At 34.2% G+C, this 26,595-nt stretch carries 14 protein-coding genes; 9 read left to right on the top strand and 5 right to left on the bottom strand.

Annotated elements, in window-relative coordinates; genetic code table 11:
• Positions 1–3: 3 nt before the first annotated feature.
• The 4 genes from Q1A73_RS11945 to Q1A73_RS11930 all read right to left on the bottom strand — a co-directional run bounded on the left by Q1A73_RS11945 (position 4) and on the right by Q1A73_RS11930 (position 6,102).
• Complete coding sequence (locus tag Q1A73_RS11945) at positions 4–576, bottom strand: DUF3347 domain-containing protein (protein WP_299605769.1); 573 nt, start codon at positions 574–576, stop codon at positions 4–6.
• 27 nt (positions 577–603) lie between these two features.
• Complete coding sequence (locus Q1A73_RS11940; protein WP_299605767.1) at positions 604–1,896, bottom strand: TolC family protein; 1,293 nt, start codon at positions 1,894–1,896, stop codon at positions 604–606.
• On the bottom strand, positions 1,880–5,578 hold the full coding sequence (locus Q1A73_RS11935; protein ID WP_299605765.1) for an efflux RND transporter permease subunit: 3,699 nt from the start codon (positions 5,576–5,578) through the stop codon (positions 1,880–1,882). The genes Q1A73_RS11940 and Q1A73_RS11935 overlap by 17 nt, the downstream gene beginning before the upstream one ends.
• A gap of 107 nt (positions 5,579–5,685) precedes the next feature.
• Positions 5,686–6,102 carry a hypothetical protein gene (locus tag Q1A73_RS11930; RefSeq protein ID WP_299605763.1) on the bottom strand — a complete coding sequence of 139 codons (417 nt, stop codon included), beginning with the start codon at positions 6,100–6,102 and terminating at the stop codon, positions 5,686–5,688.
• Positions 6,103–6,242: 140 nt separating this feature from the next.
• Between Q1A73_RS11930 and Q1A73_RS11925 the strand changes: the two genes are divergently transcribed.
• The 9 genes from Q1A73_RS11925 (at position 6,243) to galE (ending at position 24,328) form a co-directional block, all read left to right on the top strand.
• Entirely contained in the window at positions 6,243–6,698 is a 456-nt protein-coding gene (locus Q1A73_RS11925; RefSeq protein WP_299605761.1) for a GAF domain-containing protein, read from the top strand.
• A 166-nt stretch (positions 6,699–6,864) separates the two neighbouring features.
• On the top strand, positions 6,865–7,881 hold the full coding sequence (locus Q1A73_RS11920) for a GntR family transcriptional regulator (protein WP_299605759.1): 1,017 nt from the start codon (positions 6,865–6,867) through the stop codon (positions 7,879–7,881).
• 287 nt (positions 7,882–8,168) lie between these two features.
• A complete protein-coding gene (locus tag Q1A73_RS11915) occupies positions 8,169–11,240 on the top strand; it encodes a TonB-dependent receptor (protein WP_299605757.1) in 3,072 nt (1,023 codons plus the stop codon).
• Between the two features lie 19 nt (positions 11,241–11,259).
• A complete protein-coding gene (locus tag Q1A73_RS11910) occupies positions 11,260–12,849 on the top strand; it encodes a RagB/SusD family nutrient uptake outer membrane protein (protein ID WP_299605755.1) in 1,590 nt (529 codons plus the stop codon).
• A gap of 106 nt (positions 12,850–12,955) precedes the next feature.
• Positions 12,956–16,339, top strand: a complete 3,384-nt coding sequence (locus tag Q1A73_RS11905) for a VCBS repeat-containing protein (protein ID WP_299605753.1) — start codon at positions 12,956–12,958, stop codon at positions 16,337–16,339.
• Positions 16,340–16,346: 7 nt separating this feature from the next.
• Complete coding sequence (locus tag Q1A73_RS11900) at positions 16,347–18,107, top strand: glycoside hydrolase family 36 protein (RefSeq protein ID WP_299605751.1); 1,761 nt, start codon at positions 16,347–16,349, stop codon at positions 18,105–18,107.
• Positions 18,108–18,336: 229 nt separating this feature from the next.
• Complete coding sequence (glpK, locus tag Q1A73_RS11895) at positions 18,337–21,516, top strand: glycerol kinase GlpK (protein ID WP_299605748.1); 3,180 nt, start codon at positions 18,337–18,339, stop codon at positions 21,514–21,516.
• Between the two features lie 52 nt (positions 21,517–21,568).
• Positions 21,569–23,215, top strand: coding sequence for a solute:sodium symporter family transporter (locus Q1A73_RS11890; protein WP_299605746.1), 1,647 nt, complete (start codon positions 21,569–21,571; stop codon positions 23,213–23,215).
• A gap of 96 nt (positions 23,216–23,311) precedes the next feature.
• Entirely contained in the window at positions 23,312–24,328 is a 1,017-nt protein-coding gene (gene galE / locus Q1A73_RS11885) for a UDP-glucose 4-epimerase GalE (protein WP_299605743.1), read from the top strand.
• 80 nt (positions 24,329–24,408) lie between these two features.
• Here galE and Q1A73_RS11880 read toward each other — a convergent pair whose 3' ends face one another.
• Positions 24,409–26,481 carry a peptidylprolyl isomerase gene (locus Q1A73_RS11880; protein WP_299605740.1) on the bottom strand — a complete coding sequence of 691 codons (2,073 nt, stop codon included), beginning with the start codon at positions 26,479–26,481 and terminating at the stop codon, positions 24,409–24,411.
• Positions 26,482–26,595 lie beyond the last annotated feature (114 nt).

Genomic DNA, 26,595 nt, shown 5'->3' with positions numbered 1-26,595 from the left:
TTTTTACTGTATGGTTGTATCTACTTTACCACAAATAAGCATCTCATTCCCGTAATAAGGATTACGAACTTCATCAGAATTAGACAACCAATATCCTCCATTTCCTCCGAAAGCCATCGGGCAAAACTGCTTATACACTTTTCCAGAGGTTATAGTCGCTCCACCTATTATTTTTTCAGTTTCTTCTGTTAGCGTAACAAAAAAATCTCTCTGCTTTTTAATCTCTTTCGTGAGAGAAATAAGCTTTGCAGTTGCCTTTAATTGTTTATTTTCATCCGAATCATCTATCAACTCCCCTAATTTCTTAGCTTCTTTTTGTACTAATTTTGATTTTGAGTTCACTAATTGTTTTTTTAACAAAAGATATTGATTATACAATTTGGTAATTTTTTCATCGCTAAAAACCACTTCGCTTTTTGATGATGTAAGATCCAGATCTTTATCCTCTTTTACACTTACTTCTTCCTTTATAGGAGTATCTTCTATGTTTTTTGTTGATTCTTTTTTATCTTTTGCACAGGAAATCATAAGTCCTATTATTACGAGCGCTAATACTTTATACGTTATTCTGTTCATGACTATATTTTATATTAAGGGTTTATATTATCTTAAATAATTTAAAATTGCTGTTTGTTTAAAATATTGAGCTATTGCTTTCACTTTCTCGTTTTCGAAATTCAATAGCATTTGCTGTACATCCAGTATTTCTTCAAAATCTAACTGGGTAGTTTCATAACCTGATACAATAATTTGCTCGGCTTGTTTTGCTTGTTCGATATTTTTTTGCTGAGTATCATAATTAATTCGCGCTGTAATTCTATTATTTATTGCCTTTTCCATCATATTTTCTAAACTATTTTGCGAAGCTTCTCTTTTTTGATACACCTCTTCTTTTTGAAGTTCGTATTGTTTAGATCTAGAAGAATGTTTTTTGGAAAAAATAGGTATCGAGAGTGATAAAGAAGGCATTACTATATCTTTTCCGTTATCCGAAAAATCAATATTTGGTCGTTCTTCGACTATGACATAATCCAAACCTACTCCAATTGATGGTAAGGCTTCTTTAGTATTCACATCTTCTTTTTTATCTAACAAATCATTCAAAAAATCGTAGGTCATTAATTCTGGATGAAACGTAATATCATCTAACATCATGGTTGGTTCTTCATCCGGAATAAAAAGATTATCTGGGACAATTAATGGATCAAAACCATCTCTATGCAAAAGTTGATTCATAACAGTTTCTGAAGTAAGAATTTCACCCTTTAAAATTTCCTTTTCGTTTTGAAGATTATTTTTCGCAATATTTAGTTTTAATACATCTATGGTTGAAGCTCTATTATTTTCAACTTCCTTAAGCGCAATCTCTATATAGGTGTCTAACAATTCTTCTTGTTTAGTCAATACATTTTGTCTTGCTTTTAGCTCATATAAATTGTAATACGCTTGCTCTACTTGTAAGGTAATTTTTCTAATCGCAATTTCTAGTTCATTCTTAGAAACCTCACTCTCTAGAGATGCTGTTTCCTTTCTAGCTTTGATAGTACCAAACCAAGGTATACGCTGTTGTGCACTAAACTTTGCTTTTTGTGCACCTGTTCTAGTTTCTGGTTCACTCACAAAATACCCTGTTCCGATAGTTGTATTTGGTAATCCTCCTACCTCATTAACTCTTTCTTTACTAACTTTTAAGGCATTCCGAAAGGCTTTCAACTCGGGATTATTTTCTTTTGCTTCTTTAATATAATCCTGAAGCGTTTGCGATTTTACCTCTTGAAAGAATAAAAACAACAAACCACAACTTATAAATGTTTTGAGAGTTATCCAAGGAATCATATTTTGAAAAAAAGTTATCTTTCCTAAATTCATTTTATTCTTTTTATGCGTTTTTTTCATTTAACCTATTTTCTTTTTTTAATACAAATTCTTGTTGCCAACTAAATAAAATTGGCACTACAAACAAGGTAATCAAAGCGATAAACATTCCACCAAAACTCGGAATCGCCATTGGTATCATAATATCACTTCCTCTTCCTGTTGATGTTAGTATTGGAAGCAACGCCAAAATGGTAGTTGCTGTCGTCATCAAACAAGGTCGTATTCGTTTTTCACCAGCTTGTATGACAGACTCATGAATTGCTTTGATAGTTGTAGGATGATTTTTCTTAAAAGTCTGTGTTAGATATGTTGCCATAATAACTCCGTCATCGGTAGCAATTCCAAACAATGCAATAAAACCAACCCATACAGCTACACTTAGGTTTATCTTCTGTATTTGAAACAAAGATCTTAGATTATCACCAAATATATCAATATCCAAAAACCAACCTTGACCATATAACCAAATCATTAAAAAACCTCCTGCAAAAGATACGATAACCCCCATAAACACCATCAGAGAAGTTGTTATAGACCTAAACTGAAAATACAAGATCAAGAAAATACTAAGTAAGGTTAAAGGAACAATAATAGAAAGTGATTTTTCCGAACGTAGTTGATTTTCATAAGTTCCAGTAAACTTATAATTGATTCCTTTTGGTTTTATTAATTCACCACTATTTATCTTCTCCTGCAACACTTTTTTTGCATTTTGTATGACATCTACTTCTGCATACTCATCTACTTTATCAAACAACACATAACTGACTAAAAAAGTATCTTCACTTTTTATAGCCTCAGGGCCTTTTTCATATCTAATTGTTACTAGTTCACTTAAAGGAACTGAAGTGCCTTGCTGAATTGGAATATATATATTCTTTATATCCTCTGGATTAGCTCTTAGTTCTCTAGGGTATCTAACTCTGATATCATATCGTTCTCTACCTTCTACCGTTTGTGAGATTTTTTTACCTCCTAAAGCAACTTCCAGCTCTTTTTGAACCTTTTCTACAGATATTCCATACTTGGCTATACGATTTCTATCGAGCTCTATCAAAAGATAAGGTTTACCAACTACTCTATCAGCAAAAACTGTCTCCGTTTTAATTCCTTTAACTTCTTTTAAAACAGTTTCTAATTGCAATCCAAAACTCTCTATTAATTTTTGATCTTGCCCTTGTATTTTTATTCCCATCGGTGATCGCATTCCTGTTTGAAGCATCACTAATCTGGTTTCTATAGGTTGTAATTTTGGAGCAGATGTAACTCCTGGTAATTTGGTTACTTTGGTGATCTCTTCCCAAATATCATCGGGGGATTTTATATGGGCTCTCCAATTTCTATAAAATGCTCCATCCTTATCAGGAATTAGTTGTTCTTTTGTTGCATTGGGGCTGGCAACAAAACTACCATTTTTTAATTCGAAAAGTCCGTCATTATTTATTTTAAACCTTTGTGGTTTTCCTTCTGCATTTGTAGCAAACTCAGGTTTATAGATGATAACATTCTCATACATCGATAAGGGAGCTGGATCAAGTGCAGAGTTCACTCTTCCTGCCTTACCAACTACTGTTGCTATCTCTGGAATGTTTGCTACTGCCATATCAAGTTGTTGCAGCACTCTTTTATTTTCATCGGCTCCAGCATGCGGCAATGAAGTAGGCATTAAAAGGAACGTTCCTTCATTAAGAGAAGGCATAAACTCTTTGCCTAAAGATTGAAAAATAATAACCCCACAAATTACAATCGTTATCGGCAACGACATAAACAATAGCTTATTACGAAGTGCCCAGTTCAATATACGAACATAATACTTCTGAAACAGAAAGAAACTTCCTAGTAGACCTGCACATAAGAGCACAACAAAAATCAAATTCCAAAAAACACTTTTATCAATTCCAAGAGGTCTCCAATGTATAGCTAACAGAAAAGCAACCGTAATCCCAGAAATAAGGATATAGATGTTATTTGTGGTTTTTTTTGAAATCTTTTCTGTGCTGTAAAGTATTTGAACGAGGCCAAAGACAATAAGCACTATACCCAAATACAAATTATTAAAAACACTTACTAAACCTAGTATAATAAGACCAAATTGAATTAGATAATTTATTCCTTTTGTTATGGAACGTTTTTTAAACAAAAACGCTGCAAAAGGAGGTATTAAGAACAATGCAATTACAATAGCCGCAATTAGTGCCATGGTTTTGGTGAAAGCCAATGGTCTAAAAAGTTTTCCTTCTGCCCCTATCAACATAAAAACAGGCACAAAGCTTATAATCGTTGTTAATACAGCGGTTAAAATTGCGCTTGACACCTCTGTAGTGGCATTATAAACAACTGTATTCACAGGTAATTCGCCCTTATTCCTCTTAATATGTCTAATAATATTTTCTGAAAGTATGACTCCAACGTCAACCATAGTACCAATAGCAATTGCTATACCTGATAGGGCTACAATATTAGCATCTACCTTACAAATTTTCATCATGATAAAAACCATTAAAACTGCCACAGGTAATAAGGTCGAAATCAAGATAGAGGCACGTAAGTTCAGTAGCATCATTAACACTACGAGTATGGTAATTAGTACCTCCAGCGTTAAAGCATCTTTTAATGTCCATAACGTCTCTTTTATCAATTCAGATCTATCATAAAAAGGCACAATGGTTAACTGAGAAGTTCTTCCATCTTTTAGTGTTTTTGACGGTAATCCAGAACTTAGTTCTTGTATTTTGTTCTTTACATTACTTATTACTTCCATTGGATTAGCACCATATCTTGCTACTACTACACCTCCAACAACCTCTGCTCCTTCCTTATCTAAGATACCGCGTCTTGAAGCTGGTCCAAGTGAAATCTTTGCAATGTCTTTTATACGGATAGACACATAATCTTTAGAACGCACTACCGCATTTTCTAAATCAGTTATTGACTTAATATATCCTAAGCCTCGGACAAAATATTCTGCTTGATTAATTTCCAAAGTTTGTGCTCCTATATCACGATTGCTTTCTTTAACCGCGTTCACAACCTCTTGTAATTCTATGGAATATTGTTTTAGCAATTCAGGATTTACATCAATTTGGTATTCTTGCACATATCCACCTATAGAAGCTACTTCTGCAACGCCAGAAGACGAGGATAAAGCATATTTAACATAATAGTCCTGAATACTTCTTAATTCCTGCAGATCCCAACCACCTGTTACGTTACCATCTACGTCTCTTCCTTCTAACGTATACCAAAATATCTGCCCTAAACCTGTAGCATCAGGCCCCAAAGAAGGTTGAACTCCAAAAGGTAATAAGCCATTAGGTAGAGAGTTTAGTTTTTCCAAAATGCGACTACGACTCCAATAAAACTCTACATCCTCTTCAAAAATGATATATACATAAGACACTCCAAACATAGAAGAGCTACGAATGGTTTTAACACCAGGAACTCCTAATAAAGCACTCGTTAAAGGGTATGTTATTTGATCCTCTATATCTTGTGGGGATCTTCCTTTCCATTCTGTAAAAACGATTTGTTGATTCTCCCCTATATCGGGAATTGCGTCTACAGATATGGGATCGGTTGGCAAGACGTCTAAATCCGAAGAAAAAGGAGAATATACCAACCCAAAGCCTATAAAAATAAACAGAAGTAGTAACGCTATAAATTTATTTTCTATAAAAAACTTAATCCATTTGTTAAGCATACATATATAATTTAGTCTATTATCAGTTTTATTTGCTTGCTATAAAACAACCAAAGATTCGTATCAAACAAAACCTAGTTTTGTCCAACAAACAATAACAGTCTAAATCAAATTAAAAAAGTCTCGAATAAGATTTGTATGTCCTTATACCTTTCGGGAGGAGAATACTCTTTTGGAATAAATGCTTTTTCCTTTTGCAAAAGGAAAAGATCTGCAAAAGAATAAAAGAAAGAAGTTATAAATAATTGATCAGAAAATTCTAATTGATCAAATGATACTTTGAGTTCATCCTGACCTTCTAAAACTATTATTTCGTCTTTACAACAGGATTTTTTTTTCACATGATTATCTGATGAATCGTCATGGTTCATCATATCCATACCACAATCTTTGGCTTTTGAATATACTGCTACATCCACTAAGAAACGACCGCAATAGTGTTTCTCTACAGTAAAAGAAAACGTAGAAATAAGCACTAAAGATGCTAATAAAAGAGATGATATTTTCTGAAAAATATTTTTCATTGATAAAACAAAAATACATAATATTTAAAGAATTGCTGTTTTTTTACATTTCCCTTAGAAACTTTTAACAAAACAATACCATTCTAAAAATCTGTCAATCTTAAATATTTTAGATATTTTAGCCGGAAAAATTGTAAGGAATGCCATTTGAAAAATTAAAGCCAGAAGTTGTTAATATACTTGATAATTCAGAAAAAAATGTAACCGATCGCCTTCATGAAGTATGTAAATTACTGAATGATCATATTGATTATTATGATTGGGTTGGTTTCTATTTTAGAAATGGTGATAAGGAGGAATTAAAGCTTCGTACCTATGTTGGTGAGCCAACAGATCATGAAATAATACCTTTTGGAAAAGGAATCTGTGGACAAGTAGCAGTATCGAATGAGAATTTTGTTGTTCCCGATGTTCAAGCTCAGGATAATTATATTGCTTGTAGCTTTACAGTAAAATCCGAAATCGTAATTCCCCTGTTTAAGGATGGTGAAAATATTGGTCAAATAGATATAGATTCGGAAACTCCAGATCCGTTTACAGAAAAAGACGAAAGATTTCTTGAGTTTGTAAATCAAGAGGTTGCTAAAATTTTATAATAGTAGTTTTTACTTTCTAGATACATAAACTTCAATAATCAATTCTTCTTGTAAGTGAGAAGTAATGAAGCTTAGATACCTATAACAAAAACTAATCCAACAAGTAAAATTTTTGGAATCTATGAATTAAGTTTAATTTTATACGTATCAGAAGCTTACTATAATTATGTCTCCATTACTTCAAAAAATATACGATCTACAAGATATCAATAGCTTATCAAAACACGAGCAAATTGTGAACGGTATTATAGATGCAATTGATGCTGGGGTATTGAAAGTAGGAGATAAACTTCCTTCTATTAATGAAATGGTTGCAGAAGTCGGATATGCACGAAAAACTTTTGTAAAAGCATATACTGAGCTAAAGGAAAGAGGGCTTGTAGAATCCAAAAATCTAAAAGGTTATTATATTATTAGTGAAGAAACGAATGTTACCCTAAAAGTAGCATTGATTTTATTTGCATTTCATAGTTTTCAAGAAGATTTTTACAATACCTTTAGAAAAGAACTTGGTAAAAAATACCATATTGATGTCTTCTTTCATCATAATAATCTTAGTTTATTTAAAACAATCTTAGACAATATATCTCGTAAATACGGAATGTATGTAATCGCCCCGATACAAGAAAAAGAAGTTCCTGCCATGCTAAAGCAGATTCCATCAGATCGATTATTAATTGTGGATCGTTACCTAAAAATGCCTAAAGACTATTCTTATGTTTCGCAGGAATTTGAAGATATTACCTATCAAAAATTAGAAGAACTTACTCCACAGATAAAAAAGTATGACAGATTTGTGTTATTCTTTAAAAAAAATTCTGACTTCCCTCCAGAGATTTTAGCAGCTTTTAATAGATATGTTGATAATTATCAAATCAATGGAATTGTATTAGATAGTTATGAACCGAATACACTTAAGAAAAGTACTGCCTACTTTTCTATCAGTGATACTCAACTGTGGAAGGTTTTAAAAGATGCTCGAAAAATGGAGTATCGAATTGGAGCAGATATTGGTATTCTTGCTCATGATGATAATATTGTGAAAGAAATTGCCTTTGGAGGTATCACTACGATCTCCACCGATTTTACGCTAATGGCAAAAAAAGCTGCTCATTTTGTAAAAGAAGGCAATCCTATCAAAGAAATTACACCTACCTATTTAAGACAAAGAAACTCTTTATAGATCCATAATCTATTTTGGTTTTACCTTCCTTTTCGAACCATACTACAAAGGGAATACACCTCTCTTTTAAATTTAGCATGTCTTATTAAATATGAACTTAAACTATTTCATATATCTAATTTTTTATACGTTTAATTACGAATAATTCAAAATATTGTGTAATTAAGTTTTGATATAAAAATAAATATTCTACTTTTGTATAGTAGCATAGAGTATCATAGCACAATATATTCTTTACTCAAATTTTGTCGAAAAGACAGAAAATCATTAACAAACACACAAATCATATGAGGCAAAAAATATGTAATCGTATAATGATGTTGCTGCTTGGATTAAGTACTACCTTAATATATGCGCAACAAACTGTTTCTGGAACAGTAACAGAACCTAACGGTCCTTTGCCGGGAGCAAATATCTTGGTAAAAGGAACCACCAATGGAACAACTTCAGATTTTGACGGAAAATACACTTTAGACAATGTAGCTCCTGATGCTATACTTATCTTCAGCTATGTTGGTTTTATCGCTCAGGAAATTCCTGTAAATGGTCAAACCACAATAGATGCTCTATTACAAGAAGATGCTGCAGCATTGGATGAAGTAGTTATTGTTGGATACGGATCACAATCCAAAAGAGATGTTACGGGAGCAATATCTCAGATTAAATCCGAAGACATTAACCAAGTAGTAACTGCGAACCCAACTGCCGCTTTGCAGGGAAAACTTGCGGGAGTGCAGGTTGAAACTGCCGGTGGTGCTCCTGGTAGTCCAGCCAATGTATTTGTTAGAGGTGTAAGCTCTTTAACCAATTCTTTTCCGCTCTATGTTGTTGATGGTACTATTACAGACAATATCAACTATCTAAACTCTAAGGATATTGTCAATCTTCAAGTATTAAAAGACGCAACTTCTGCAGCAATCTATGGATCAAGAGCTGCTAATGGAGTTATTATCGTAACTACCAATAGAGGGAAACAAAATGCCAGTCCTACAGTAAATATAGATGTAAGAAGTGGTGTTAACACGCAATCTAAAAGATTGGACCTACTAAATGGCCCAGAATATATTGCTTTTCTTAATCAACGAAGAATTAACGATGGTCAACCAGGTGACATCGCGGATCCAGGTATCAATACAGATTTTCAAGATCTAACCATCAATATGGGAACCATTCAAGATTTTGGTTTCAATATCTCTGGAGGCGGTGAGAATTCTAAGTACTTTTTTAGTGCCAATTATTATGATGAAGAAGGACTTCTTATAAGTGAGGAATTTAATCGAAAGAATGCTCGCTTAAATAGTGAATTCAAATTAGGTCAGCTAAAAATCCAAGAATCATTTGGTTTTTCTGAAAACCGATTCACCCGAAATAATGCCTTCGGAAATCAAGGAGGAACAGTTCCTATAATTCGTCCTTTTGCCCCAGAAAACGATGGAGGTTTTGAAGCGATTAGTGATCCCGTATTTGGAATTGGAGGAACTAATAAATTTGCCAATGCACAATTAGTTGACGATCAAAATATCGAACGCAATTTCTTAGGCAACATAAATATTTCCTATGAAATCATAGAAGGACTTACTGCAAAACTTAATTTCGGAACTGAGTATACAAGTTTTTATCGAAACACTTTCCAACCTACATTTTTTCAGAGTAATATAGATAGTGAAGTTAATGCAAATCCCCTCAATGACCTTACCGAAGTGCGAGGAGAACGCTATGCCACTAACGTAGAACCAACACTGAATTACAAAAAAAGTATTGGTGATCATAACTTTGACCTTCTTGCTGGAGGTGCTCGCCAAGATATTACAACAAACACACTGGCAATTTATGCGGAAGGACTACCAAGTAACAACATAACCAATATCGCACAGTTTACGGATAATATTATAAATTCAGGTGGTGGACGTTTTGATAATAAATTGTTCTCCGTTTTTGGACGTGTTAACTACAATTACAAACAAAAGTATTTACTTACGGCTATCGTAAGACGCGATGAAACTTCGTTATTTGCAGATGGTTTTAATACTGGGACCTTCCCTTCCTTCTCTGCAGGATGGGTCGTAAGTGATGAAAATTTCTTTAATCAAGAAGGGCTTTTTAATTACCTAAAAGTAAGAGCTGGATATGGAGAATTAGGATCTCAAAATGTTGATCCTTTTTCTAATCAATCTGTAGTAGAGCCCAATTCCCCAATTACAGTTGGCGGCGCAGCAGGACAAATTCCTGGATTTGCTATTACGAGCTTGGTAGATCCTACACTAAGTTTTGAAACTTCAACAACCATTAATTTCGGTATTGATACCTCATTATTAAACAATGCTTTAAAATTAAGTTTAGATTACTTTAATAGAGATAATGAAGATGTTATACAAGCAGTTGCAATTCCCGATTCCAACGGATCCGTGAATCCTGTATTCCAGAACGCATCTTCTATTAATAATAAAGGTTTCGAATTTGAAGCTGCGTATAATTACGATACTGGTGGTGATTTAACTTTTAATGTAGGCTTTAATATTTCTGCTATTGACAATGAACTAACTGATTCTCCAAATCCTATTGTTGGACCATCCTATAATGAAGAAGGATTAAGAGCAAACCGTTTTGAAGTTGGACAACCACTTGGGTTTTTCTTTGGGTTCAGAACAGATGGAATCTATAATAACCAAGCAGAAATCGACAATGATCCTTTTTTAGCAAACGATCCAGATCGTAGAGCTTTATTACAACCTGGAGATTTTAGAAGAGTTGATATTAACAACGATGGAATTATAAACGATGAAGATCAAACATATTTAGGAGATCCAACTCCAGACTTTGCATATGGTATTAATCTTTCTGTAAATTATAAAAATTGGGATCTTGGCGCTTTCTTTAATGGTGTTCAGGGAAATGAAATTTATAATGTTACCAAATTCTTTGGATACTTCTTCCTAGATGACAATAAACTAGGAATTGTAAGGGATGCTTATACTCCAGAAAATCCTAATACCAATCTCCCTAGAGTAACCACACAGGATACTGCAGGGAATCAGCTTCCTTCAGATTTCTTTGTTGAGGATGGTTCTTTTTTCCGTCTTAAAACCTTAGAAATAGGGTATAATTTAACCGGTCTTGTTGGAAAGAAATGGGTTTCTAATGCCAGAGCATTCGTAAATGTTCAAAACTTATTTACTATTACCGATTACTCAGGTTATGACCCCGAAATTGGATCCAACAATAGTGGATTAGGAACCAATAGAGGATTCTTTGGTTTTACACCTTTAACGAGTGCTGACTCTGTTTTTGACAGAGGATTAGACGTAAGAGCACAGCCTAGACCACGTACTTTTACTTTTGGTTTACAAATGTCTTTTTAAAAAAATAAAAAATATACTAATGAAAACGATTAAAAAAATACTACCTCTTATAATGTTGCTACTTTTTGTCGCATTCTATTATAGTTGTGATGAAGAAGATCTTAATATTTCGAATCCAAACAACGTAGCAGAACCAGAGTTTTTCCAAACGGAAAATGATTTTAGGTTAGCTGTTAACGGAATGTACCACCCTATTACTGCTGTTTTATTCTGGGGCCGTGTAATTCATACAGGTGCTATGCTTAGATCAGATGCTTATAATGTGATTCCGTTTCAACAAAATACCACTATGTCTACTTTAGAAGGACAACCCGGTATTTCGAGATGGGCAGTGGATTTATATCCACAGTTATATCAATCTATTGCAAGAGCGAATAAAATTATTGAAGAAGATGCCAGTAATAACGTGTTGTCGGGTGATGTACAAAATGAAATATTAGGACAAGCACATTTTCAACGCGCATTTTGCAATTGGTACTTACTAAACCTATTTGGAACCGCACCACTGGTCATGAAAACACCAGATCCTCAAAACCCTGAAGAATTCTTCCCATCGAATGCAACACCTGCTATGTTCAATGATGCAATCATTGCAGACCTAACCGAAGCTATTAATAGGCTACCTCAGTCCTGGGGAGAAAACGACATAGGACGACCTACTAGAGGATCAGCACTGGCTTTGCGTGGTAAAACATATTTATATTTAGAAAATTGGACAAATGCTATTGCAGATTTCACAGAAGTAACCACTTTAGGATACTCTCTACTTCCATCTGATAATTATGGGGATAACTTTTCATCAAACCCAACGTTAGAAAACAATTCAGAATCAGTATATGAGCTTCAGTATGTGGCGCAAGACAATTTTGTATGGGGAGCAGACGCGCCACTTACTGGATCTCAGTCTAATTGGCATATTGACTATTCTCCTCCACACGTAAGTTTAGATCAAGGACATGTAATCAACCCACACATACTTCAAGTTTTCGAAGACAACGGAGATGTGATCAGACGAAATAGAACGATTGCCTTTGACTATCCTGGAGCCACTGGATATGGTGGAGCCCCTTTTACAGAAGACTTTGCTCCAAGTATAGAAGTAGCACAAAATCTTGGAGTTCCTGCATTATTCTCCAGAAAATATGCTGGTTTAGATGAAGGCTTGTCTAGTGCAGAAATTCCTGGTTTTGGACATACGTTGGGAACCAACTGGAGAATTATACGCTATGCTGATGTGTTATTAATGCTCGCTGAAGCGCTAAACGAAAATGGAGCTACACCAGATGCTATTCCCTTTATTAATCAAGTTAGAGAACGTGCACAAATCTCTTTATTACCTAATACCCTATCTAAAGAAGAAGTAGAACAAGCCATTATTGATGAACGTATCATGGAATTAACTGGAGAAGGACATCGATTTTTTGATTTAGTTCGTTGGGAATTAGCCGATGATATTTTAGGACCAGGTTCTACAGTTGCTGGAGGACGTCATCCAAAATCATTAGCTGGACCAGCTGCAGTATTTACAACAGGACAGGATGAGCTTTTATGGATCCCACTATCCGAAATACAAGCTAATCCAAATTTAAACCAAAACGATGGATACTAACCGTAATACGTAAACCACAGTTTGATTGTAATATTTAATTGTTTTAGTTAACCAAGCAAACCTTAACCACAAGTTTGCTTGGTTTTTAAAAATTCAGAAACATTCCTTGAAAAACATCCTCTTACATATCTGCATTATCGTTTTGTTTTTTAGTTGTAAAAATAAAACCAATCAGGATTATTTATTTACACAACTACCTGCATCAAAAACAAGCATCCAGTTTCAAAATACTATTATCGAAGATGATAAGATCAACGCCATAGATTTTCAGTATTGCTATAATGGTGGTGGTGTAGGTATTGGAGACTTTAATAATGATAGATTACCGGATATCGTTTTTACAGGAAATCAAGTATCTAGTAAAATTTATCTTAATCTTGGAAATATGAAATTCCAAGATATTTCCGAAGTATCTAATTTCTCTACCTCTTCTTGGATAACTGGTGTTAGTATTGTAGATATCAACGCTGATGGATGGGATGATATTTATTTGAACGTTGGAGGCTCTGATTGTAATAATAATTGTAACAACCTTCTTTACATTAACAAAGGCATAAATCAAAAAGGAATTCCAAGTTTTGAAGAACAAGCTAAAATTTTTGGCTTAGATGATGGCAACTATAGTCAACAAACTATTTTCTTTGATTATGATTATGATGGAGATTTAGATGCTTACATAGTACATAATGGTAATACGAAAAGGGATAGAAACACACCTATACCCAAAAAATATCTACCCGATCATTTGTCTGATTATCTTTTAGAGAACACAACAGATCCAAATACCAATCAAATCTATTTCCACAATATCTCTGACAGTCTAGGAATTACTCATAAAGGATTCGGCCTTGGTGTGGCTATCAATGATTTTAACAATGATCATTGGCCAGACATATATGTAAGTAATGATTTTATAACTAATGATCTACTCTACTTAAATAAAGGTGTTAATAAGCAAGGAATACACCTTGGATTTCATGAAATAAATCAACAAGTACTATCTAAGCAAACGTATAATGCCATGGGTGTAGATGTAGGAGATATTAATAATGATGCTTTACCCGATATATTGGTATTAGACATGCTTCCAAATGATTATGAAAGGCAGAAAAAAATGTTGGCAGCTAACAATTATGATAAATATCTCCTTTCCCAAAGGAATGGATATACACCGCAATATGTCCATAACACATTACAACTTCATAATGGAACCGTTTCGAATAAAATATTACCAACTTCCGAAATTGGTTTTGCCTCTGGAATAGCAAGTACCGATTGGAGCTGGGCTCCGCTAATAGCAGATTATAATAATGATGGAGATAAAGATATCTACATCACTAACGGTTATGTGAAAGATATCACGGATTTAGACTTTATCAACTACTCTGAAAACAATAATATTTTTGGGACACCAAACGCACGCAAGGAAAAATTTAAAACTCTAGTAGATCAATTACCTGGGATTCACCTTTCGAACGTATTTTATCAAAATAATGGGAGTATAAAATTTACAGATGTATCTTCACAATGGACAAAAAGTATAAAAACCTATTCTAATGGTTCTGCTTATGCGGATTTAGATCTAGATGGAGACTTGGATCTAATCGTTAACAATATTAATAGTACCGCGTCTATACTAGAAAACCACACTTCAGAAAAGAATAAAAAGTTCCTTAGAATACAACTTAAAGGAACTTCTAACAACAAGCATGGCATTGGATCCAAAATTATATTATGGGAAAAAGAACAGAAACAGACACAGTATCAATCGGTAGTTAAAGGATATTTATCATCTGTAGAACCTATCCTACATTTTGGGATTTCTTCAGAAAAAATAGATTCGATACAGGTAATTTGGCCAGATCAAAGTTCACAAACGATCAAAGATATAGGCACTAATCAAACCTTATCTATCGACTATAAAAAAAGCTCATATAAGCGTCCTATTAAAGAAGAATTTTTAAACTTCGAAAAGGATCTTACTATCTTTCCTTATTTACATGAAGAAAATTACTTAAATGATTATCTACAGCAATCATTACTAAGTCATCAATTTAATTCATTCGGCCCTTGTTTGAGCTCAGCAAATATAGATACTCAAAAAGGTGATGAGATTTTTATTGGCGGAAGCAAAGGAAAATCAGGTGTTCTCTTTAAGGAAAATCAAAATGGAATATACCAACCTATTCAACAATTTGAAACGGATTATGAAGATACAGCCTCGATATTTATAGATATAGATCAAGATGGAGATAATGATTTATATGTAGGTAGTGGTGGTAGTGATGCTGGAAATAGCACAAAACTCCTTAAGGATCGAATATACCTAAATAATGGAAATGGTTCATTTTCAGAAAAACAATATAACGTGCTTTCAGAAATACAAACCAACACTAGCTGCATTGCCTCTAATAATGTAACAAATGGATTACAACATATTTTTATTGGTGGAGGTGTGCAACCGGGAAAATATCCGCTCTCTACCCCTAGTTTTTTAGTAACAAACAAGAATGGTACTTTAACAAAAGTCCACAGTACAGCATTTTCAAATACTGGAATTGTTACTGATGCGATATGGGCAGATATAAATAATAATAAAAACAAGGAATTAATTGTAGTGGGACAATGGATGCCTATTATGATGTATCATATCCAAGACGAGAAAGTAGAAGAAATCCCTGTACAATGGGAAAATAAAGATGGAGAAGTTATAGAGTTATCAGGATGGTGGAATGCTATTGCTCTAGAAGATTTTGATAACGACGGTGATCTGGACATACTTGCTGGAAATCAAGGGATGAATGGCTTCATACAACCTACTTTTGATCAACCATTGTATGTCTACAAAAAAGATTTTGATCAAAACGGAAGCATTGATCCGCTATTAGCCCAATACTTTGAAACTCCTGATGGTATTTCTCTTAAACCTGTTCATACCAGAGATGATATTATGAAACAGATTGTTAGCCTGAAAAAAAAATATCCTACTTACAATGATTTTGCAAAAACAAGCTTTCAAGAATTATTAAGCATAGAAAACCTAGAAGAAGAAACGTTCCACGCCAACATATTTCAATCTATTTATGCAGAAAACATAGGGAATAATACTTTTAAAGTTTCTTACTTACCGAATGTTTGCCAACAATCTCCTATAAACGATTTTCTGGTAGATGATTTTGATAAAGACGGCTACAAAGATGTTCTCATAGTGGGAAACAACTATTCGGCAGAGGCTAATTACGGAAGACACGACGCTATCATTGGTATATACCTAAAAGGCACTAACAAGGGATTCGTTCCTATACATAATTATGAAAGTGGATTTGTAGTGGCCAAACAGTCTAATCATATTATTTCTGTACAAAATAAAAATGAGGAGAAACTAATTATAGCTACCCAGAACAATGATAGCGTTGTAGTACACCGCTTAAACAATCAAAAGAGAAACTCTCTAGCAATTAAACAACCACACTTGGATATCAACGAATAGAGGAAAGATGAAAGAAGTAATTACTACTCATACTATAGAAATACAACAAAAATCTAAGGATTTTAAGGTCAGTATTCATTTACTTGAAGAACAAAATAACGTTACCATTTACAATATTAATTTTTCTTCAACATCTGAATTTCAACCTAAAGAAGTAACACTTAGATGGAAAATTCCTGCAGTAAATGTAAAAGGAGTATGGAAACCTACTACTGATTTTGCCAAAAGAATTATGGATGACTGGGAATTAGATCATATGGAATCGAGAATTTCCGTAGACTCACCAGTCATTTCATTATTTGGGCACGATGATAGCAATATTATTACTTTTGCTTGTTCGGATGCCATAAACACAAAAAAACTAAATGCATTATATCGAGAAGAGGATAATTGTATGTATTGTCATATCTCATTCTTTACAGAGAGGCATCATAAAATTACCGATTATAATGCACAGCTAAGAATTGATCAAAGTCAACAACATTTTTCAGCATCGCTAAAAAGTGTAGGAAAATGGTGGGAAGGTTTTCAAAATCTCATCCCAGCAAATGTTCCAGAATTAGCTAAAGTACCTGTCTATTCCACCTGGTATCAATATCATCAAAAATTAGACACTACAGATCTTATCGAGGAATGTAAAATAGCCACCACATTAGGATATGAATTAATAATTCTGGATGATGGATGGCAAACAAAAGATGAAAATCGAGGGTATGACTATACAGGTGATTGGCTTACAGAACGAATTCCAGAAATGGAAAAATTCATACAAGACATACATAAAACAGGAATGAAACTCGCATTATGGTACTCTGTCCCATTTTGCGGTAAAAAATCAAAGGCTTATCAAAAATTTAGAGGTAAGTTTTTAACCGAAGAACATCGTTGGGCTCCTGTTTTTGATCCCAGATATCCAGAAGTAAGAGCCTATCTTATTAGCTTATATGTAAATGCTTTAGTAGCTTGGAAAATTGATGGTTTCAAACTAGATTTTATAGATGAATTCAAGGTGTATCCGAGTACAAAACTCACTAAAGAAGATGGACGTGATTATTCATCTGTAAATCTTGCTGTAGATCGACTTATGACCGATATTATTAGTTCTCTTCATGCTATAAATCCGGAAGTTGTCATCGAATTTCGACAGAAATATACTGGCCCCGCAATGCGTAAATATGGAAACATGTTTAGAGCTTTCGATTGTCCAGGAGACTCTGTGATGAATAGAGTACGGATTACAGATATCAAAATGTTATGTGGAGATACTGCGGTACATAGTGATATGTTTACCTATCATAAGGAAGAACCTTTGGAGATAAAGGCGTTACAATTAGTAAACACCTTATTTGGAGTTCCGCAACTATCTATTTTACTTAAAGATGCGTCTCCTGAAGAACTTTCCATGATACACTTTTACACACACTACTGGAGAAATCATAAGGAGATTTTCTTAAATGGCAGATTTACTCCTCAAAGACCTTTGGCTAATTATCCAATACTAAAATCAGCTACTGAAACACATACCATTATTGGAGTATTTGACAATTATACTATTGATTTTTCTGAAAACACTAATAAAATTGATATTATAAATGGCCAGTTTGAAACTAAAATAGTTTTAAATAGTGAGCGAGATTATGGCTCCTATAATTGCAGAATTTATGATTGTACTGGTAAAAAAATTAGCAAAAGTAAGTTAATGATATCAATTGGAGTGTTGCAAATAAAAGTTCCCGTTTGTGGATTAATCAGATTAGAAAAAGTCTAAAACTATCAGTATTAGCCCTCCAAAAACAAACAGAAAAGAAAAATGACGCATAAAACATAATACAAACGATTACATTTTTTTTAATTGATGATTCTCTTTTCAATTGATATAATAATTCAGATATTTATAATCAACCAATTGATCTTCTGTAAAAATATCAGCTTTTTAAGATGATTATCTAATAATCAACTAAAACAAAACGGATATAAATAAAGCTAACTATTGCCTAATGGATAAGAAATATATCATAGCCTTTGACCAAGGAACTACTAGCACACGAGCCATTATTTTTAACACAAATGGTGTTATTTGTGGTATCTCTCAGAAAGAACTAACACAATATTATCCACAATCAGGATGGGTAGAGCATGATCCACAAGAAATTTTTAGGCATCAAAAAGAAGTATTTGAAGAGGTATTATCTGAATCTAAAATACCAGTAGACCAAATTGCAGGAATTGGTATCACAAATCAAAGAGAAACCACAGTAGTATGGGATAAAAATACTGGTGAGCCTATCCATAAAGCTATTGTATGGTTAGACAAAAGAACTTCTAATATCTGTAAAAACTTGAAAGAAAAAGGTTTAGAAGAATATGTTTCCAAAAACACGGGTTTAGTAATTGACTCTTATTTCTCAGGCACAAAATTAAAATGGATATTAGACCATGTAGAAGGTGCTAGAGAAAAAGCGTCAAAAGGAGATTTATTATTCGGAACTATTGACACCTGGCTTATTTGGAAATTCACCAATGGCAAGAGACATGTTACGGATCATTCTAATGCATCTAGAACCATGCTATATAATATTTTGAACTTAGAATGGGATTCAAAAATGCTCTTTGAATTAAATATTCCAAATTCGATGCTTCCAGAGGTATTACATTCCTCATCAGATTTTGGTAGTATTAACTATCAAGGAAAAGAAATTCCAATATACGGAGTAGCTGGCGATCAGCAAGCTTCTCTTTTTGGACAAGGAGGTTACAAATCTGGAATTGCTAAAAACACTTATGGAACCGGTTGTTTTTTATTGCTAAACACGGGAAAGAAACCCTATCAATCTAAAAACGGATTACTTACTACCTTATGTTGCAGTCTTCCTGGAGACAACATAAAATACGCCTTAGAAGGAAGTGTATTCGTAGGAGGAGCCTCTGTACAATGGTTACGAGATAAATTACAAGTAATAGAAAAAGCATCAGAAACAGAGGAGATTTGTAAATCTACTCCTACAGCAAAGGATCTATATGTAGTACCTGCATTTGCTGGTTTAGGAGCGCCTCATTGGGATATGAATGCCAAAGGAGCAATTTATGGTCTCACATTAGATTCTGGTAAAAACGAAATCATAAAAGCTACTGTAGAAGCCCTAGCATACCAAACTCGAGATGTATTGGATGCTATGGTAGAAGATAGTGGCAAATTAATGAGAGAACTTAAGGTAGACGGAGGGGCATCTGCCAATAATTATTTAATGCAATTTCAGTCGGATATTCTTAATGTAGATGTAGATCGCCCTGCAATGTTAGAAGTAACTGCACTAGGTGCAGCATTCCTGACAGGAATAAAAGCTGGGGTTTGGACAAAAAAAGACATATCAAAAATTAGAATTGTAGATACCACGTTCAAACCCCAGATTTCTGAACATGAAAGAAATCGGAAGTATACGGGTTGGAAAGATGCTGTGGAGCGTACGAAATCTGCGAATGCCAAAATGGTTGCCGCTAAAGAACAAGGAGCCATACGTTTTTCAATTCTGGACAGAAACAGACAATTATTACAAGCTCAAACTACAAAATATGATTTAATTATTATTGGCGGTGGAGTTACTGGAGCAGGAATAGCATTAGATGCTTCCTCCAGAGGTCTAAAAGTATGTTTGGTAGAGAAAAATGATTTTGCTTCGGGAACCAGCAACAAGTCTACTAAACTCATTCATGGGGGATTACGATACCTAAAGCAAATGGAAATAGCTTTAGTAAAAGAATCTGGAAGCGAACGAGCTACCGTTCATAAATTAGCACCGCATCTGGTTGTTCCTGAAAAAATGTTACTTCCCCTAATAGAAGGTGGAACTTACGGTAAAATGATGACTGCTATTGGACTAAAAGTCTATGATTTTTTAGCCAATGTAGAAGGAGATGATAAACGAAAGATGTTGAGTATAGAAGAAACAATAGCCAAAGAGCCTTTACTGAATAAAAATGGACTTACTGGAGGCGGGTATTATGCAGAATACAGAACAGATGACGCTAGACTAACTATTGAGCTTCTTAAAAAGGCAGCATCCTATGGTGCGAATATCATTAATTATTGTGAAATGACAACCTTTAATTATAATGACGAAGGCAAAATTAAAAGTCTACAATGCTTAGATCATAATACTGGAAAAAGTTTTACTATAAAATCCAGAAACTACGTCTCTGCAGCCGGACCTTGGGTTGATTTGTTAAGAGAAAAAGATGATTCGATGAATAACAAACATCTACATCTTACCAAAGGAGTGCATATAGTTTTTTCCAGAGAGAAGTTTCCACTTACACAGTCTATCTATTTTGATGTACCCGACGGAAGGATGATTTTTGCAATTCCACGTGGTAGAGCTACCTATGTAGGTACCACAGACACTAATTATAGTGCCAATTTAAATCGAGTTGTAGCGACAAAAGAAGACGCTCAGTATCTACTAGATGCCGTAAATAATATGTTTCCAACTCTCAGTCTAACCATAGAGGATATTGAATCTAATTGGGCTGGATTACGACCTTTAATTCACGAGGATGGAAAAGACCCATCAGAATTATCCCGAAAAGATGAAATTTTTATTTCTAAAACAGGATTAATTTCGATAGCAGGAGGAAAACTTACAGGATATCGTAAAATGGCGCAACGGGTTATTGATGCAGTGCTAAAAACCATGAGTACAAAGAGGAGAGAACAGTTTTCTAAATCCTACACCCAGAATATTCAACTAACAAGTGACCCGTTGGAGGACACTGCCGAAGTTAACCAATATCTAGAAGAAATTAATCAACAGTTAAAAGATAAAAATCTTAATGATGAGTACTATGGTTGGTATCTTGCTACCACCTATGGTAAACAGGCAACTATCATTATAGACAAGATCTCTTACTTCTTAAATGATGCTATTGAAGAAAAATTAATACGATCAGAAGTCTGGTATGGAGTCCATCATGAGATGGTAAATGGCTTGGCCGACTTTTTTGTTCGTAGAACAGGAAGACTATATTTTGATATTGGCAGTGTACATCAATACAGATCTGTAGTACAAGAAGATCTAATAAAATATCTTGGTTGGGACGAAGAGCGTCTGGAACGAGAAAATCAGTATTTAGATCTATTATTACTTGATGCATCTACCTATTACGAATATGAAATTGTATAGATTTAAATAAAGAGCTCACTTGGCTTTCTAAACTCTATTAAAAACAAAAGATATGGGAATACTTTCATTTATTGGATTTACATTATTAGTAGCAGTATATGCTTGGTGGAAAACAAGAAGTACAGATGAAAAATCTGCAGATGGATATTATCTTGGAGGAAGAAGCCTTGGTGCAATTACAATTGCCGGTTCTTTATTACTTACGAATCTATCTGCGGAACAAATCGTGGGATTAAACGGGCAGGCATTTTCCGAAGGTATTCTTGTAATGGCTTGGGAAACACTGGCAGCTATTGCGATGGTGCTTACCGCAATATGGTTACTTCCAAAATATATGAAAGGTGGTATTACTACAATTCCAGAATTTATAGAAAAACGTTTCGATGAAAATACCAAAGCCATATTATCCGTTTTATTTCTAATCGCTTTTAGTATCGTATTATTACCTACCATCCTTTACTCAGGATCATTAGCCTTTAGTACCATGTTTGACTTACCATCTTTATTAGGTTGGTCTCAATCTGCATCTATTTGGTTATGTGTTTGGAGTATTGGCTTAATAGGGATTATCTATGCCATTTTTGGAGGTTTAAAAGCTGTTGCAGTATCAGATCTTATAAATGCAATTGGATTATTAATCGGAGGGCTACTCATCCCTTATTTTGGTTTAAAGCTGATTGGAGATGGTAGCATGATGGACGGTATGCATACCTTGTGGACCGAAAATCAGGATAAATTTAACGTTACTGGAGGTGTTACTTCTTCTATTCCCGTAGGAACGATATTTACAGGAATGATGATTGCTCAGATGTATTATTGGGGTACGAATCAATCCATACTGCAACGTGTTTTTGGTGCCAAAAGTTTAAAAGAAGGGCAAAAAGGTATGATGCTCGCAGCATTTGTAAAATTTCTAATACCTGTAATCGTTGTACTCCCTGGAATTATTGCATGGAACGTATTTAATGGAGAACTTAGTTCGGCAGATCGAGCGTATCCAGAACTAGTTCGTAAAGTGCTTCCACCCGCATTACTTGGTTTTTTTGCAGCAGTATTATTTGGAGCTGTATTGAGTTCTTTTAATAGTCTATTAAATAGTAGTGCTACACTTTTTGGATTTGACTTATATAAGAAATTTTTTAATAGAAATGCAAGCGAACTCCAAACGGTAAAAGCAGGTAAATTATTTGGCTTTATTGTAGCCATGATTTCTATGACCATCGCTCCTTTTATCGCCAACGCTCCGGCAGGTCTGTTTTCTTATATCCAACAAGCATTAGGAAGCTTAAGCGTACCTATTTTGGCTGTGGTTATCATTGGAATTTTGACTAAGAAAGTACCCGCAATTGGGGCTAAAATAGTATTAATCGGCGGTGTATTGATGTATTTAGTAAGCTTACTTATTTTGGGACCTCATTTCACAAATGAGGCGTTATTAGAAGCTGCTACCAATGGTATTACAGACTCTGATCAATTAGCTATTATAAAAGCTGAAGCCTATCCACACTTCTTGCATGTTATGGGTATTTTGTTTGTCATTAATGTTGCTATCATGCTAATTGTAGGAATGTGGAAACCCAAAAAAGATATCTATACACCTTTAACTACAGAAGTTATTGACACTACCCCTTGGAAATATGCTTTTGCTGTTGGAGGACTGATTACACTACTAGTATTGAGCACCTATTTAATATTCTAACCATTACATAAACTTATTTGCTATCTGCTTTCGGTTATAAAGTGTATTGTATTAACTTTACAACTCGTTCTAATAAAAACTCTTGAAAACAAAAAAATGAAAATATTAGTAACCGGTGGATTAGGGTTTATCGGATCGCATACAGCGGTAGAACTACAAAATGAAGGGTACGAAGTTGTTATTGTAGATAACTGTTCTAATTCTTCTCCAGATGTTTTAAAAGGGATTGAAGCAATTACTGGAAAACAACCAATTTTTGAAAACTTTGATCTAAGAGAAAAAGAAAAAGTCCAGGACTTTTTTAAACGTCATCATGATATTGAAGGAGTTATCCATTTTGCGGCATCAAAAGCAGTGGGAGAAAGTGTTGAAAAACCTCTGTTATACTACGAAAACAATATTAGTGTTCTTGTATATATCCTTCAAGAATTACAGAAAAAAGACAAAACTAGTTTTATCTTTAGTTCTTCATGTACTGTATATGGACAAGCTGATGAGCTTCCCATTACCGAAAATGCGCCTGTAAAAGTAGCAGAATCACCATATGGTAACACCAAGCAAATAGGAGAAGAAATCATCAGAGATACCTGCAAGGTACAACCCAATCTAAATGCTATTGCTTTGCGCTATTTTAATCCTATTGGTGCACATCCATCCGCAGAAATAGGAGAATTACCCATAGGTGTTCCACAAAATTTGGTTCCATTTATTACACAAACTGCTATTGGACTAAGAGAGCAGCTTTCTGTTTTTGGTGATGACTACCCTACAGAAGATGGTACTTGTATTAGAGACTATATCCATGTTGTTGATCTTGCAAAAGCACACGTAGTAGCATTACAGCGTTTACTTAAAAATAATAATGTTTCTAATTATGAAGTGTTTAATGTAGGGACAGGTACTGGTAGTTCGGTATTAGAGGTAATTCAATCTTTTGAAAAGGTTTCTGATCAAAAACTAAATTATAAAGTGGTAGACCGCAGAGAAGGCGATATTACATCAGCTTATGCGAACACTGATAAAGCTAATAATGAGTTAGGCTGGAAAGCTAAAAGCAGCTTAGATGAAGCCTTAACATCTGCCTGGAAATGGGAACAAAAGGTTAGAGCATAAAATACCTTTTTCTATATCTTATAAACAAAAAAATCCTGAAGCATGCTTCAGGATTTTTTATTATCTGTTAGATACTTCTACTAGTAGAAGTTCGCTCTTTTATCTTCGATATCTGCTGCTTCTTTCAACGCATTAAAAACTCTTGTATTAACAGCGTTTGCTTGTGTTTTAGATTCTTGGGCAGCATAACTCATATAAGTATCTAAACCACTAGCAGGTGTTTTCTTAGTAACTTCTACAACGTATACTCCATTATTACCAACAACTGGTTCAGAAATTTGACCACTTTCTAAAGCGAAAGCTGCTCCTACTACTTTAGGTTCTGTTCCAGCACCACTAATTGTTGGAGTCTTCATATTAAGTGCAGAAGCTGTTTTAACAACTTGTGATTGACTCTTAGCGATTTCATCTAAACTTGTACCAGAAATTTTATTCTTCAACATTTCCGCTTTCTTCTCTTTGATAAGTATTGGCTTAACAGTAGCACTTGCATCTTCTACCTTTTGAAGTCCTTTAGATGCTTTTCCAGTCAACTGCACAACCGCATATCCATCAGTTACATCAAAACGTTTCACATCTCCTACCTTTGTCTCTTCATTAAAAGCCCATTGCACAATAGATCTTTGAGCTCCAAGTCCAGCAATATTTTCTGCTAATTCACTAATCTTGTTTACAGGACGAACGTTATACTCACTTTCTTTTGCCTTCTCAGCGAAGTCTCCATCCTTAGTAGCTATCTGAAACTTTGTAGTTTCCGTAAATATATCGTTAATCGTTTTCTCGCTAGCTTCGATTTCTCTTGCAATCGTTCCAACTTTTACAGCTTTCTGCTCATTTTTCTTGTCCTCAATAGTAATAATATGATATCCAAACTGTGTTTCTACAACTCCCATATCACCAACATTGTTATCAACGATATAATCGTTAAATGCTGGAACCATTCTACCAGGAGCAAAATATCCTAGGTCTCCTCCTTTATCCTTATTAGAATTATCTGCAGAAAAATCTTTTGCAAGTGTTTCAAATTTAGCCTTATCCGTTTTAACCACAGCAAGTAAGCTATCTGCCAATGTTTTTGCTTCTTCTTTAGTACGCTCTGTATCTCCCGCAGTACCTAAATCTTTCCAAGAAACTAGGATATGACTTGCTTTTAATGAATCGTGTAATTGCTTATTCGCAATTACTTTAGATATTTTAATATATTTCCCATCCTTATATGGTCCATAAACTTCTCCAACTGGTACGTTATATAACGTATCAGCAACTGAAGTAGGTAAGTCTTTTTTAAACAAGAAACGATCATTATATTTTAAAGCAGAACTTTGATCAACATTGATAAATTCTTCAATATTTTCTGCTTTCTTAAGTGCTTCCACTTGTTCTGCCACTTCAGCAGTTAAACGCTCTTCGTCTTCTTTACTTGGTTCTTCTTTAAAGAACACATATCTCATATTTCTAGACGCTTCTGCCTGATATAAATCAGGATGCTTATCTATATACGATTGAATTTCTGCATCAGATACTGTTACGTCTGTATCAGGAATACTTGTAAAAGGCAATTGAACATATTTAATATCCACTACATCATTTTCCATTTTGTATGCCAACTCACCTTCTTTAAGAGTAGCTCCTACTCCAGCCTTAATCATATTAAGATATGTTTGCTCTAAAGCTCCTTTTCCTAAAGATCTCTTATAATCAATCCATTGTTGGTATGCTACAGGATTGGCTTTAATACTTGCCACATATTCTTGCATTTTTGCTTTATCAAAAACTCCTGCTTCGTTTTGAAAGGTAGGGTTATTAGCTAATCCTTCTTCTAATAACTGATTTACTTCATCAGCACCAGCTCTAATACCAAGCTCTTCGAACTGACCATCAAAAACTATTTGTCTTACTTCTTGATTCCAAACATAGTTTACAGTTTGTAGGTTAGATCCACCACCAAAATTTCTAGAAGCTGCTTCTACCTTCTGTGCAAAATCAGTTCTATCAATTTCTTTCCCATTTATAGTAGCAATAGTATTTGCTGCTTTTTGAGAAATAGCTCCTCCGTTTCGAATCAAATCCGCCAATACAAATGAGAAAAGCGCTAATGCGATAATCACAATTAAGAAAACGGAACGTTGTCTGATTTTATTTAAAACTGCCATTTTAAGTTTAATTTATTGAAATATAGTGGGCGAAAATACCATTTTCTTAGAATATTACCAATTAAAGACAGAAAGTCTTTACAACTTTTTTTACATTTTATTTTTCATGAAATT

Source organism: uncultured Aquimarina sp. (assembly GCF_947492115.1).
Classification (GTDB): Bacteria; Bacteroidota; Bacteroidia; order Flavobacteriales; family Flavobacteriaceae; genus Aquimarina.
The sequence above is the reverse complement of the archived record's forward strand: the minus strand, read 5'-3'. Positions and strand labels throughout refer to the sequence as shown.

Bases quoted from the DNA above. Each gene is read 5' to 3' on its own strand.
- Q1A73_RS11945 (WP_299605769.1), bottom strand. From the start codon at position 576: ATGAACAGAATAACGTATAAAGTATTAGCGCTCGTAATAATAGGACTT.
- Q1A73_RS11940 (WP_299605767.1), bottom strand. From the start codon at position 1,896: ATGAAAAAAACGCATAAAAAGAATAAAATGAATTTAGGAAAGATAACT.
- Q1A73_RS11935 (WP_299605765.1), bottom strand. From the start codon at position 5,578: ATGCTTAACAAATGGATTAAGTTTTTTATAGAAAATAAATTTATAGCG.
- Q1A73_RS11930 (WP_299605763.1), bottom strand. From the start codon at position 6,102: ATGAAAAATATTTTTCAGAAAATATCATCTCTTTTATTAGCATCTTTA.
- Q1A73_RS11925 (WP_299605761.1), top strand. From the start codon at position 6,243: ATGCCATTTGAAAAATTAAAGCCAGAAGTTGTTAATATACTTGATAAT.
- Q1A73_RS11920 (WP_299605759.1), top strand. From the start codon at position 6,865: ATGTCTCCATTACTTCAAAAAATATACGATCTACAAGATATCAATAGC.
- Q1A73_RS11915 (WP_299605757.1), top strand. From the start codon at position 8,169: ATGAGGCAAAAAATATGTAATCGTATAATGATGTTGCTGCTTGGATTA.
- Q1A73_RS11910 (WP_299605755.1), top strand. From the start codon at position 11,260: ATGAAAACGATTAAAAAAATACTACCTCTTATAATGTTGCTACTTTTT.
- Q1A73_RS11900 (WP_299605751.1), top strand. From the start codon at position 16,347: ATGAAAGAAGTAATTACTACTCATACTATAGAAATACAACAAAAATCT.
- glpK (WP_299605748.1), top strand. From the start codon at position 18,337: ATGGATAAGAAATATATCATAGCCTTTGACCAAGGAACTACTAGCACA.
- Q1A73_RS11890 (WP_299605746.1), top strand. From the start codon at position 21,569: ATGGGAATACTTTCATTTATTGGATTTACATTATTAGTAGCAGTATAT.
- galE (WP_299605743.1), top strand. From the start codon at position 23,312: ATGAAAATATTAGTAACCGGTGGATTAGGGTTTATCGGATCGCATACA.
- Q1A73_RS11880 (WP_299605740.1), bottom strand. From the start codon at position 26,481: ATGGCAGTTTTAAATAAAATCAGACAACGTTCCGTTTTCTTAATTGTG.